Source organism: Streptococcus ovis DSM 16829 (genome assembly GCF_000380125.1).
GTDB classification, from domain to species: domain Bacteria; phylum Bacillota; class Bacilli; order Lactobacillales; family Streptococcaceae; genus Streptococcus; species Streptococcus ovis.
Genome location: NZ_KB904584.1, coordinates 26788 through 38935, shown reverse-complemented (window position 1 = coordinate 38935; position 12148 = coordinate 26788). Strand labels below are relative to the sequence as shown.

The window sequence follows — 12148 nt, the reverse complement described above, 5'->3', positions numbered from 1 at the left end:
TTAGATGTCCTCCTCTTCATCATCAAAGTCAGCGCCGCCTACTGCTGCAGTCGCTCTGACATTTTTTGCCATTTCCAATTCGTAGAATAGAACAGCGAAAATCAATGAAATCACTGCACAGGCTACAAGGTTCAATCCAAGAGAAGCAGCCAATGTGAAACCAACAAAGAATGGAATGAAATCAACTGCTTTATTGGCAATTTGTTTCAAGAGGATCGCAATCCCCACACATGGAAGAAGGGCCCCGACTGTGAAGAGGGTCTTCATTGGAATACCATCCATTGGGAGGGCATCTTTCAATGCTGTAACGGCTGTTGCTCCCAATTTACACATAATCAATGTTGGGATAAACGAGAAAAGAAAATGAGAAATCCAAGGATAAAGCCAGTCAACTTGGTAGACTTTACGGAAATCCCCTTTTTCAACAGCTTTCCAACCGATATGTTGCCAAGCCAAATTCATCGTTGCAGTTCCGTAGAAAAGCACTGTACCAACTGTACCTACAAGAGTACCCATTGATTTTGCCAAGTTAGCTGCATCAGCAGAATCTGCTGAAAGGCCTTGTGAATGAATTGCCACCATGGCCAAAGGAATACCGATATAAGAAATAGCACGAACGTCTGCAGAAACCGTACCACCCGGTGTAACAAGGGCGATATAAACCAGCTGCATGGCAACCCCACAGATGACACCTGTTTTAATGTCGCCGAGGATCAAGCCACAGACCAACCCACCAACTAAGGGACGTCCCAAAGTGTAGTTACCAAATGAAGTTCCCCCAAGACCAGGCATGGAAGACAAACATGCGAACAAGCCGAGCAAGGCAGCTTGGAACCAAGAAATTGTCATAATAATCTCCTATCTATTTTTTTCTCTCCATTTAGGGAGTTTTTAGTAGCCGAATTTTGATTTGAAATCAGACCAGTAACCAATCGAAACATCTGGTAAGAGTTGGAAGCGTACGCGGTAGCCTGCTTTTTCAATCGCTTCGATTGCATCTGCTTCTTCTTGCGTGATCGATTGGTTATTTCCTAATTTCACCGCTCCGGGACGGTCATTACATGGACCAACGATGATTTCTTTTACATCGCTTGGTACGAAACCTTGATCGACCAAAATTTTCTTCATATCGACTGGGTTTTTTGTAATCACAAAATAACGCGTATCAGAATCCAATACTTTTTGTGACTTTTCACCAAAAGCATCCACTGTCCAGACAAAGGTCTTCTTATCTGATGCACCTTTATAAGCCTGAGTCAAGACCTTGTTACTAGCTGCTGCATCATTCACCGCAATCAAGCCATCGCAAGGATGCTCTTTTGCCCAACGTGTTACTGTTTGACCGTGGATCATGCGGTCGTCAATCCGTACAAATGTTACTACCATTTTTTTCCTCCTTTAGAGTTGGTTGGAATATTTCCACCTTATCCTTTAAATATCGTCGTCTTCGTCCTCATCGTCGTCCGAGGCTACCTTAAATTCTTGAAGGGCTGCCTGCGCTTCTGGTAAAACAGCTGCTACAAAATCTGCACCTTCTAATACATCTTTCATGACAATGGATGTCACTGCCATCGGTAAATTCATTCCTCCGAGAATGACTGCACTATCCAATTTTCCAAGCTCCGCTAAGACGCTACAAGCTGTTGTTAATGGACTTCCGCCAACAATATCTGCCAAGACAACCACTGAATCCTCTTGCGTCAAACCGGAAATGGCTTCACGAAAAGTCACTGCAAAATCATCCACTGATTTGCCATTTTCAAGGCCAACTGCAATGACTTGATCTATCTTGTCTTCGGCAAACATGGCAAGTGATGTTTTCAGGCCAGCAGCAAAACCGCCATGGCTGACTAGCAACAAATACTTCATTTCTTCTCCTCCTAAATAGTTACTGAAATCAAAGGATTTTCCCTTGTTTGGCTTTTTCTCCTATATTCTAACAAGATCGTAATCGTTTTCAAACTGCAGATTGTCATACCTTTTTATGGACAAATGTCATCTGGCAGATGACATTTGTCATTTTCACCACTTCTTGTTTTTTAAATTTACCTAATTTTATTTTTAGGTTGACTTAACTTTAAATTTATTGTAAAATAATAAACATTAGAGCAAGGCGCTCTATAAATAAACTATAAAAAGGAGTGTGAAATGAAGCACAAAAAAACAATGACTCTGTTGCTAGCGAGTAGCATCATTTTGGCCTACCAATATCCAATGCAACCCTCTGTTTTTGCAAACACAACGGAAGTTTCCGCAGAAGTAACTGACAATCAAATTAGCGTTGGTACTCTTGTACAATATGAAGGGATTGACTACAAAGTCTTGTCCCTTGATGGAACGAACGCTACTGTTCAAGTCGGAAATGGAGAGAAAGCAGTTGTTAGCGACAAGACTGAAATCGTCATTCCAAACGTATTTTCCCTAGGTAATCTCATGTTTACAGTCACTGAAGTCGCTGAACAAGCCTTTACAGGCTTTGAAGATGAGGAAGGAAATTATTATTCCACAGTAAGGGCTGAGAAAGTCATTCTTCCTGAGACCATTACGACCATCCATAAAAAAGCCTTTTTCAACTCTAAAACCATTCGTACTGTTGAACTTCCTGCCAACAGCGCATTGACCAAAATCGAAGAAAGTGCCTTTCGTTTTTCAAAAATTTCTAGCGTGACACTTCCAAATAGTCTTGAATATATCGGAAATCTAGCCTTTTCATTTTCAGACATCAAATCATTAAACTTTAGCGATGATTCCCATTTAGAGGTCATCGGACATATGGCTTTTGCTAATGCAGAAAGTCTAACTAGTATTTCTCTTCCTAAAACCTTTGACACATTGGGCAGAGGCGCTTTTAGTTACACTAAAAACCTGAAATCTATCACTGTAGCAGATGACAATCCGAATTTTACCGCTAAAGACGATGTTCTTTTCAAGAAAGATCTCTCTGAGCTTCTCATCTATCCTGCCCAAAAAGAAGATAGCCAGTACACAACACCAGATGGAGTCACATCCATCGCCCCATACGCCTTTGGTTTAAACGAAAACTATTTGAAGGAAGTTACATTGTCAGAAGGAGTCGAAGAAATCGGTGAATTCGCCTTTCAACGTGACCTAAAACTGTCTAAAATTTCTTTCCCTTCTACCTTAAAATCAATTAAAAAGTTAGCTTTTTATGATAATTGGGCTTTAAAGGAACTGATTATTCCTGATAGTGTGACACATGTGAATACATTTGCATTCCACAAATTACCAAAATTAGAAAAATTAGTCCTTGGAGAAGGCGTTACTGTCATTCCAAGTAAGCTTTTATCGGGTCCTTCTGAAACGATTGAAGACATTCAAATCATTGAAATTCGTACAAGATCAAAAGATATTTCCATTGAAAAAGAAGCCTTCGATTTTGATAGACTCCCTAGTGTTCAATTCATCGTTGCAACTGAAGAGGCCAAGGCTGCGCTCCTTCATATTGGAATTGCAGCCGACAAAATCAGTATCGTCGATACAGCTGCTCCACAACCTTCACCACAGACAACTGTAACGACATCCTCTACAACATCAACACAACATTCTGGAAACATCTCATCTCCTAAAACCAAAGAAGCTACTCAACCAGTCTATCGTTTGTACCACTCTGGTTTACAAGTACACCTGTACACTACAGATACCAACGAACGTGATACCCTAAAACATCGTGGTTGGACATACGAGGGAGAAGCTTGGAAAACAGCAACACAGGCTGGTACTCCTGTTTATCGCCTCTATCACTCTGGCCTCCGTGTCCATCTGTACACATCTGATGCCAACGAATATAAGGTATTAGCTACTCGCGGTTGGAGACAGGAAGGTGTTGCTTATCGCTCAAAGGGCGATATTCCTGTTTATCGCCTTTACCATCCTGGTATTAAAAAACATCACTTTACCAAAGATTCCAATGAATACAAGACACTAGCATCACGCGGTTGGAAACAAGAAGGAATTGCTTGGTATAGCACACAATAAACAAAAAACGAGGAGCCCACTCTACTTCTAGAGATGAACTCCTCGTTTTTTATATGACTTTATCCTTAGAAATTGGTTGTCAGCAAATAGATGCCAGCAAAGTTTGCTTCCCATTTTCTTCTTTTTGTGTTACGTTGGCGCATGACAAAACTTGTCAACCTGTTCGCACTTTTTTGTCACTCCAATTGATCCTCCATCATCCGCTGAATATCTGCCAAATCACTGTCTACTGTCTGATTGTCCAAAGCACGTGTAATCAAATAATCTGCTTGTTCACGAACTCGATTATAGGTCTTGAATTTTGGTTCAATCGCTGCATCTACCATCATGGAATGAAGGGTTTCCACCGTCAACGCCGACGAGCCAAAATCATCATTTTTTAAAATCTCTTTGGTTGCTGTGTGTGCCATCGTCCCCTTTAAGACTGAAGTTCCTTGCGACGTTTCAAAAAGCGCTTGTTGTGTTTCCTTATCATCCGTTAACAATTTAAGAAAATCCCATGCTAATTGGTCATGTTTTGTCTTGGCAGAGATTCCATAAAGAGAGGTACTGACTTGGGTTGCATTGATATCTCTAGTAGCAGCAGGCATTTGCACACAGGTCCAAGCAAAAGAGGAGTATTTCGCAACGTGATAAGGATAAGGTTTATAGGTTCGATATTGGGCCAAGGTCATCGGCAAAAAAGCAACATTTCCCTTATCAAAATCTTCTGTAGTCACCTGATATTGCCCATTTAGCGCATGGAGTTTGGCAACCATTGAAAGAGCTGATTTGACAGTTTCTGTATTAAAATAGCTCTCACTTCCATATTCGTCAAAGAGTTGCACTCCATAGGCCGCAAGAGCTTGTTCCCAAGTATATCCTATCAAGCCATATTGGTCCAAAACACCATCACCATTGGTGTCCTTTGTCACGCGCCGGCAAATCTGATAAAACTCTGCCAATGTCCAGCCAGTTGTTGGTACGTCAATCCCCTCTTTTTCAAGCAAATCTTTGTTGATGCACATCATAGTCGGATTACTTTCGTAGGGGAGAGCATACTGTATATCTCCATATGTCCCAGCTTGGTAAGCTGAATTGTAAAAATCTGCCACACGCAAATCTTTCTCTACAAAATGGTTTAATTTCTTTAATGAGCCGGTTGAGGCGAGCAGGTTAAAATCATTTTCAGGTAGGACAAAAATGTCTGGCTGTTCCCCATTGACAATCGTATCTGACAACCAAGATGAGTAAGCTTCCTTTGCAACACCACTTTCATAGACCACTCGAACGCGGGGATGCTCTTGTTCAAAACGAGCAATCACCTGATCAATCAGTTTATATTCATTTCCATTGGGCACATCCCAACTACTTCCAGCGTAGATTCCTAACCGTAACGTAATAGAACGGCTCGTCGCATCATAAACATACCAAGCCGCAAGTACTACCAGCAGTATCGCTATAAGCCCCCATCGCTTTCCTTTTGACAGAAACGTTTTATTCATGACTGTCACCAAAATCACGAGTGGTCACCCCAGTCTGTACAGCCCAAATCGCTAATTGCGTCCGATCACGTAAACGTAATTTCGACAAGATAGTGGACAAATAATTGCGTACGGTCCCCTCTGAAAGAAAGAGTTTGCCAGAAATTTCTTTATTCGACAGTCCGAAACCAATTTGCTGAATAATCTTCCATTCAATTTTTGACAAATCGACTACATTGTCCTCTTCCACTTGAATCGCAAAATTAGATTGGGCCATATGAGAAAAAATCTTAAAAACTTTAGTCGCAATATCAGGGTTAATCATGGCTCCACCACTATTTACTGTCACAATAGCTTGATGCAATTCCTCAGTTGAAACACCTTTTAACATATAACCAGAGGCCCCGTACTTCAAAGCACTAAAAATAAAATCGTCATCATCAAAAGTCGTCAGAATAATGATTTTGATGTCTGGATACAGTTCCTTGACCTGCTTGGTACAGAGGACCCCATCCATTTTGGGCATTCGAATATCCATCAAAATGACATCAGGATGGCAAGTCTTTAGCGCATCTATCACTTCTAAACCATCTCCAACTGTGCCTACCACATGGATGTCTTGATGAGCAGAGAGCACTATCTGTAAAGACTCTCGAATCAATGCTTGATCATCTGCTATTAATACCTTTATCATTCTTCCTCCCCCTTGCTTTTCGGAATAGTTGCTACTGTCTTAAATCCATTTTCATTGAAAAACTCAACCGTTCCTCCGATGATAGCCAATCGTTCGCGCATCTGTGTCAAACCATACCCATAATGTAGGTCGGTACAACCAATTCCGTCATCTTGAATGCAAATACGATAACAGTCATCACCGGTCAACTGAATACCTACCCGCCTCGCATGCCCATGACGCAGCGAATTGGTAATGGATTCCTGAATCATCCGGAAAATAATATCTTCCTTGGTGACTTCCAAGTCAACATCGCCCCAACCATACTCAAACCGAATATCCAGACGAGATAATTCTTGATAATCTGCAATCATCTTTTCAAGACCGGCTTTCAAGGTACGTCCCTCTAAAGCACCCGGTCGTAATTTTTCTAAAGAACGCCTTACATCACGAATCCCATCCCGAACCACTTGAGAGACATTTTTAAGTTGCTGCTTTGCCCGATTAGGGTCCAAATCGACCAAGACCGTAATGGCATCAATTCCAGCAGAAATTCCTGTAAGGGCGTGACCTAGTGTGTCATGGATTTCCCTAGCAATCCGCTTACGCTCCCTATCCTCTGCAATTTTCTCTGTCACTGCTACGTAATTATTTAACTCTGTATTGGCCTGAGCCGCCATGCGTAATTCTTCCTCAATTTTATGATTTTCAGACACCGAGTGCATAATATAGGTGATCAAGGAAGTAATAAAGACGACTATGTTTAGAGAAGCTAAAAGATTTTTAACAAAAAGAGTTGCTAAACGTAGAGAAGCAGGGAAAAAGTCAACATAGGCATCCACCGAAGGAATCCGCACAACAAGTGACAAAATATCAAAATTGGACAGCAATAAAGCACCAAAGCTCAACACGATAAACACGAGCCAGTATCGTCTTTGTTGCATGATATAAAAGTCTGTATAGGTATAGAAAATATCTAAGAAGACCAATAGAATCAAACCATTATAAGAGGATTGCAACGCGATAAACGTCACTAAGAGTAAGCCTATCTCTAATCCTAACAACCAGCGAACGAGATTACCTTTTTCTTCTGCTACGTGGTTTCTTATCTGCATCACGAATAAGAGTAAGGCAAAAGAAAGAATGGACGTCCAAAAAATAACGGTTGGTTTTGCAGGAACAACTGTTAACTTTTCTAGCAGGGAATGACTAAATCCCTTCGCCACAATGTATTTACTGGCAAATAAGTAAAGAGAGGCATTATAGACTACTGCGACGAAATTAATCACAATGAGGACAAAACGTAGAAAGCGAGTTCTTTTTATATGTGTCATCATTGCCACCCCGCAATATTCACATCTTGGATAGTCTTCTTGTCTAATAGACTAACTGGAATCGTAATAACGACGTCCGTCTTTTTTCCTTCCAATAATTGATAGGCTGATTCAACCGCCTCTTCACCCATAGTTACAGGAGATTGGGCCACTGTTGCAGCAACATCATTTGTATAGCGTAGAATGTTTTTCATATCAGGAGAACCATCCACTCCATAGATCGCAACCTTGTGCTCGAGAGCATTCTCCTTTACTGCTGCTAAGGCACCTAAAGCACTTTGATCATTCAAGGCCATAATGACATCGAAATGAACTCCTGATTCAATAACAGATTCCACTTCAGGCATGGCAATTTCTGTCTGCCCAAGCGATTCCCGTCTAGCCACAACACGATAATTCCCCCGACCTCTAATAGTATCTAAAAAGCCATTGATACGGTCAACTGCTGATAGGGTGTCTGCGTGTTCTAAGAGCAAAATGTCTGCTTTTGGCATTGTTTCTATCATGTGCTGGGCGTTCAGTACGCCTGCCCTATAATTGTCCGATACTACCGTGACATCCACTACTTGATCATCTTTCAACTGGCTATCTACGACTACTATTTTAATCCCTTTTTGGCGAGCTTTTTTTAATGTTTTTGTGATTTTTTGACTACCACTATCCACAGGATTGATAATAATGACATCAACCTCCTTGTCGATAAAGGATTCTATTTGCTCACATTGTTTGTCTACACTTAAGGCAGGATCGCGCGTGTAAAGGATGTCACCTCGGCTATCCACAGCCTTTTCCACCTCTGCATTGACAATCTTGTAAAAGGCATTGTTCATGGTCATATAGGTGGTACCAATCTTACGTTGCTCTGGAAAAATCGGAACTGTCCGATAGTGGGCATAAATCCCCAGAACAAACAGAAGGGCTACTCCGATAGTCAACACATATTTGACATTGAATTTCTTGAGCATAGAACTCCCTTCTAAAGATAGGTTGTTAGCACTTGCGCAATTCCATCATGATTATGATCCGCAGTGACGTTGCCAATGCGCTTTTGCAAGTCCAGTGGAGCATTCCCCATCAGATATCCTTTCCCAACTGTCTCCAACATATCTGCATCATTATAGTTATCACCAAATGCAATCGCCTCTTCCATGGTTATCCCCAAGGAGTCTGCCAGCAACTTGACAGCTGGCCCTTTCCGAATTCCCTTAGCCATTACTTCAATAAAGTAAGGAGCTGATTGAACAATAGACACATCTGGATATTTTTTCTTTAACTGAACTTCCAAAGGTGCAATCTGACCCGGTTCCCCCATAAAAAGTAATTTGTGAACAGACTCTAGACCTGCCAACTCTGATAAGGTAACCTCTTGCGATGCCAGTTGGACAATACCTTCTTCTCTTTTAATCCATGGATGCTTTCTATCCATAGAATACCAATCATGAAAACTATACACATTCCAAGCAATAGCAGGTGCTTCCTGAACTACATAGTCACAAATCTCCAAGGCCAAGGCTGTCGCCATTGGATAAGAAGCGATAACTTCTCCCTGTTGTCCTTGAACTAAGGCGCCATTAAAAGCAATGAGAGGCCCTGTAATCCCAATACTGTCTATAATCGGCTGAATGGCTTCTGGCATACGAGCTGAAACTGGAACAAAAAGCTTTCCTTGTTGTATTGCCTCTCGAATCGCGATTTGGGTCGCTTCTGTTACTTGAAATTCACTGTTAATCAGTGTTCCATCGATATCGCTAAATATAATTTTCACTATTATTTCCTCCTGAATTCAAGGCACAACTTCTCATTTTTAGTATACCATTTTTTGAAAGGGGTTTCTAGGAGACCTAAAAAGTGATGACAATTGTCAACTTTCCGCGCCCCCTATACACAAAAAGCCCCTGCAACTTGCAGAGACTTCTATAAAAATAAAAGGAAGTAGGTTCGATAAGATGATTTAGAAGGGCAATTCTTCCCCTTCTAAAACAATATCCGCTAAATCTTCTCCGGTATTGTTTTCACGCATGGCTCGTTGGGCACGACTTTCCAATAACTGAAAGGCTTGGCAGAGGACTTCTGTCACATAGTGGGCTTGCCCCTCTTTTTCATAGCGACGGGTCCGCAATTCTCCTTCAATAGAAATCAGACTCCCTTTTCCACCATAGGAAGCCAGAGTTTCAGCTAATTTCCCCCAAACAACAACTGTGATAAAATCTGCTTCGCGGTCTCCATTTTCCTTCTTAAAACGGCGATTTACCGCAACCGTCACTCGAACCACTGCTTTGCCACTAGGCGTTTGAGCAACCTCAGGGTTGGCCGTTAAGCGACCAATCAATAATGTTTTATTCATTTTTTATCCTCCTACTTATCTATTCGCAAAAAGTAGGAAAAATCGACTCATTTTTGATAAAATATTGCAAAAGGAGAACTTATGGTCAATATTACAACTTATAGGGAAATGCTTCAACAACCTTGGGGTAAAATTCAATACGACATCACCTTTTCCCAACTCGCGCACCTAAAAAACAAACGAATTTTGGACTTCGGAGCAGGTTTTGGTTTGGTCAGCCAATTTCTTGCTGACCTTGGGAATGAGGTTACAGCTGTTGAACCGAACACTGAGATGTTGGACTTGGAAACTCAAACCAACTATCAGAAAATCTTAGGGAGTATCGAACAACTGACCGATTTTCCTGATGAAAGCTTTGACCTGATTCTCTGCCATAATGTCTTGGAATATGTAAAACCCAATCAGCTACCTGCTTACCTAGCGGAATTTAAGCGACTTTTGAACACTGATGGAAAACTCTCCATTATCAAGCACAACCAAGCGGGGAAAATCTTACAAAGTGTTGTCTTTTCAAATGATGTTGACACTGCCTTACACCTGCTAAACGGTGGTGAATTTCACAGCCAATCCTTTGCACAGGGAAGCACCTACTCCATTGAGAACTTGATTGAAATGAGTGGACTGACCTTGGAAAACTACCAAGCCATCCGTACCTTTTACAGTCTCCAACCCAACGATTTTAAGACAGAGGAAGGTTGGCTGGAAAAGATGACCGAGATGGAACTGGCTGTCTGCAACTTAAAACCTTACAAAGATATCAGTTTTCTGCAACATGTATGGTTGAAGAAATAGAATAGGAGAATCAAATGTTTTTGATGAGAAACACTCAAAAGAGGCTACTGAGAAGCGCATCATAAGTTTTCAAGATTTTTAAATGAAAGGAAAAACTTATGAAAGAAAGATTATCAAAAAAATTAGCTCTCTCTCTGCCATATACAAGAGAAGAGTTAGAATGGCTGTTGGCTCATATCGGAGATCCAAATCCAGAAATCCGAGATGAACTCGTCTACGTCAGCTTCGGCCACGCCTTGATGGACCACCAAATATCTACAACCGATTTCCAGTGGTTAGCGACTACTGCCTTGAATACAGGACTATTAGCCTCATCTGCACCCACACTGACACGCTCTTTTACGTCCCTGTTATGTTCACTCGTCTTACTCGTGGATAACCAAGAAAATAGTCCCTACTACCAGCAACTGTCCCCTACCGATCGACAGAAATTGTTCGATGAAGCCCTCCTATTTTTAGAAAGGGAAACAGACAGCAGAGGCTGGGAGGAGAGCATCGGCTGGATTCATGCTATCGCACATGGCGCTGAATTTCTATTAGCAGCTAGCTTGCACCAAGATTTCCCTTCTTCTAAAATCAAGACTGTTTGGCAAACGACAATCCTGCTTTTAAAACGACAGGCAACTATTTTTTCAGCTGGTGAAGAACGACGCTTGGCACTTCTTATCAGCCAGCTTATCCTTCAGCAAAAACTTTCTCAAACCGATCTAGCTTCATGGATTGAGCAAACAACTTTCCATGACCAAACAGCCACCGACTATTTCGAACAAGTCAATTTTGAAAATTTTCTACTCGCTATTTCTACCTATCTCGAAAAAGAAGAGGCTCTCACTCCTCTTCTGAAACATACGATCTTAGGAAAATGGAACGGTTATTAGATACCAAAAAAGGAATGCCCGCGCATTCCTTTTTAACTAATTTTATCCCTTCCAATGCTTACTTGCATCAAAGGCTTCGCCAACAACCGCTGTATCATCTAATTCAATGATGCCACGGACTTGCGGTGCATTTGGTAATGCCAACTCACGCGGGCTACACATCATCCCGTAGCTATCTTCACCACGAAGTTTCCCTGGGAAAATCAAGCTACCACTTGGCATCATGGCACCCGGCAGCGCTACAATCGTTTTGAGACCAACTACTGCATTTGGTGCACCTGCGACAATTTGTATAGTTTCCTCACCAATATTGACTTGGCAGATGTTCAAGTGGTCGCTATCTGGGTGAGCCACCATTTCGACAATCTGACCCACTACAAAGACTGGATAAGCTGGTTTTTCTAACTGTTCATCAAATCCTTCCTTAGTCAACTCAGCATTCAATACCGCGATATCTTCTTCTGTTGGGAAAACTTGCCCATTTCCTTGAACATCCATCAAGCTGGACACATCAAAAATATTCCAAGCTACTGTTTTTCCAGTTTCTTCCGCAAAGACACGCGCCACATTTCCTTTTCGCTCCACTTGGCGTTTGATATCTTTTTTGTCCTCTAACAAAACCATCAAGACATCGCCAACTTGTTCCTTATTGTATGCAAAAATCATTT

The 12148-nt window shown here is 41.5% G+C and carries 13 protein-coding genes; 3 read left to right on the top strand and 10 right to left on the bottom strand.

Features of this window, described 5'->3' with window-relative positions; genetic code table 11:
- The 3 genes from A3I9_RS0111440 to A3I9_RS0111430 are packed head-to-tail and all read right to left on the bottom strand — an operon-like array spanning window position 1 to window position 1869.
- The gene (locus A3I9_RS0111440) at window positions 1–849 is read right to left on the bottom strand and encodes a PTS mannose/fructose/sorbose/N-acetylgalactosamine transporter subunit IIC (RefSeq protein ID WP_018379161.1); all 849 of its coding nucleotides are present in this window, start codon (window positions 847–849) and stop codon (window positions 1–3) included.
- Between the two features lie 42 nt (window positions 850–891).
- A complete protein-coding gene (locus A3I9_RS0111435; RefSeq protein WP_018379160.1) occupies window positions 892–1386 on the bottom strand; it encodes a PTS sugar transporter subunit IIB in 495 nt (164 codons plus the stop codon).
- A gap of 45 nt (window positions 1387–1431) precedes the next feature.
- On the bottom strand, window positions 1432–1869 hold the full coding sequence (locus A3I9_RS0111430; protein ID WP_018379159.1) for a PTS sugar transporter subunit IIA: 438 nt from the start codon (window positions 1867–1869) through the stop codon (window positions 1432–1434).
- 279 nt (window positions 1870–2148) lie between these two features.
- On the opposite strand from A3I9_RS0111430, the gene A3I9_RS12895 reads away from it, so the two are divergent.
- Entirely contained in the window at window positions 2149–3996 is a 1848-nt protein-coding gene (locus tag A3I9_RS12895; protein ID WP_018379158.1) for a leucine-rich repeat domain-containing protein, read from the top strand.
- Between the two features lie 176 nt (window positions 3997–4172).
- Here A3I9_RS12895 and A3I9_RS0111420 read toward each other — a convergent pair whose 3' ends face one another.
- The 6 genes from A3I9_RS0111420 to A3I9_RS0111395 form a co-directional block, all read right to left on the bottom strand.
- Window positions 4173–5480, bottom strand: a complete 1308-nt coding sequence (locus tag A3I9_RS0111420; protein ID WP_018379157.1) for an ABC transporter substrate-binding protein — start codon at window positions 5478–5480, stop codon at window positions 4173–4175.
- On the bottom strand, window positions 5473–6153 hold the full coding sequence (locus A3I9_RS0111415; RefSeq protein ID WP_018379156.1) for a response regulator transcription factor: 681 nt from the start codon (window positions 6151–6153) through the stop codon (window positions 5473–5475). The genes A3I9_RS0111420 and A3I9_RS0111415 overlap by 8 nt, the downstream gene beginning before the upstream one ends.
- On the bottom strand, window positions 6150–7469 hold the full coding sequence (locus A3I9_RS0111410) for a sensor histidine kinase (protein ID WP_018379155.1): 1320 nt from the start codon (window positions 7467–7469) through the stop codon (window positions 6150–6152). The genes A3I9_RS0111415 and A3I9_RS0111410 overlap by 4 nt, the downstream gene beginning before the upstream one ends.
- Window positions 7466–8431 (bottom strand): substrate-binding domain-containing protein, encoded by a 966-nt coding sequence (locus A3I9_RS0111405; protein ID WP_018379154.1) that lies wholly within the window; start codon window positions 8429–8431, stop codon window positions 7466–7468. The genes A3I9_RS0111410 and A3I9_RS0111405 overlap by 4 nt, the downstream gene beginning before the upstream one ends.
- Before the next feature lie 11 nt (window positions 8432–8442).
- On the bottom strand, window positions 8443–9234 hold the full coding sequence (locus A3I9_RS0111400; RefSeq protein WP_026217454.1) for a Cof-type HAD-IIB family hydrolase: 792 nt from the start codon (window positions 9232–9234) through the stop codon (window positions 8443–8445).
- A gap of 183 nt (window positions 9235–9417) precedes the next feature.
- Entirely contained in the window at window positions 9418–9810 is a 393-nt protein-coding gene (locus tag A3I9_RS0111395; protein ID WP_018379152.1) for a single-stranded DNA-binding protein, read from the bottom strand.
- Window positions 9811–9891: 81 nt separating this feature from the next.
- Here A3I9_RS0111395 and A3I9_RS0111390 point away from each other — a divergent pair, with 81 nt between their 5' ends.
- Together A3I9_RS0111390 and A3I9_RS0111385 are read left to right on the top strand one after the other, a co-directional pair.
- Window positions 9892–10602, top strand: a complete 711-nt coding sequence (locus tag A3I9_RS0111390) for a class I SAM-dependent methyltransferase (RefSeq protein ID WP_018379151.1) — start codon at window positions 9892–9894, stop codon at window positions 10600–10602.
- A gap of 98 nt (window positions 10603–10700) precedes the next feature.
- Window positions 10701–11480: a DUF2785 domain-containing protein gene (locus A3I9_RS0111385; RefSeq protein ID WP_018379150.1), complete on the top strand. Its 780-nt coding sequence runs from the start codon at window positions 10701–10703 to the stop codon at window positions 11478–11480.
- A 42-nt stretch (window positions 11481–11522) separates the two neighbouring features.
- Here the strand turns inward: A3I9_RS0111385 and ytpR are convergent, their stop codons facing one another.
- Window positions 11523–12146: a YtpR family tRNA-binding protein gene (gene ytpR, locus A3I9_RS0111380; protein WP_018379149.1), complete on the bottom strand. Its 624-nt coding sequence runs from the start codon at window positions 12144–12146 to the stop codon at window positions 11523–11525.
- Between the last annotated feature and the right edge of the window lie 2 nt (window positions 12147–12148).

Coding starts and splice junctions, on each gene's coding strand:
- A3I9_RS0111410 (WP_018379155.1), bottom strand. CDS start 7,469: ATGATGACACATATAAAAAGAACTCGCTTTCTACGTTTTGTCCTCATT.
- A3I9_RS0111420 (WP_018379157.1), bottom strand. CDS start 5,480: ATGAATAAAACGTTTCTGTCAAAAGGAAAGCGATGGGGGCTTATAGCG.
- A3I9_RS0111405 (WP_018379154.1), bottom strand. CDS start 8,431: ATGCTCAAGAAATTCAATGTCAAATATGTGTTGACTATCGGAGTAGCC.
- A3I9_RS0111385 (WP_018379150.1), top strand. CDS start 10,701: ATGAAAGAAAGATTATCAAAAAAATTAGCTCTCTCTCTGCCATATACA.
- A3I9_RS0111435 (WP_018379160.1), bottom strand. CDS start 1,386: ATGGTAGTAACATTTGTACGGATTGACGACCGCATGATCCACGGTCAA.
- A3I9_RS0111430 (WP_018379159.1), bottom strand. CDS start 1,869: ATGAAGTATTTGTTGCTAGTCAGCCATGGCGGTTTTGCTGCTGGCCTG.
- ytpR (WP_018379149.1), bottom strand. CDS start 12,146: ATGATTTTTGCATACAATAAGGAACAAGTTGGCGATGTCTTGATGGTT.
- A3I9_RS12895 (WP_018379158.1), top strand. CDS start 2,149: ATGAAGCACAAAAAAACAATGACTCTGTTGCTAGCGAGTAGCATCATT.
- A3I9_RS0111440 (WP_018379161.1), bottom strand. CDS start 849: ATGACAATTTCTTGGTTCCAAGCTGCCTTGCTCGGCTTGTTCGCATGT.
- A3I9_RS0111395 (WP_018379152.1), bottom strand. CDS start 9,810: ATGAATAAAACATTATTGATTGGTCGCTTAACGGCCAACCCTGAGGTT.
- A3I9_RS0111390 (WP_018379151.1), top strand. CDS start 9,892: ATGGTCAATATTACAACTTATAGGGAAATGCTTCAACAACCTTGGGGT.
- A3I9_RS0111415 (WP_018379156.1), bottom strand. CDS start 6,153: ATGATAAAGGTATTAATAGCAGATGATCAAGCATTGATTCGAGAGTCT.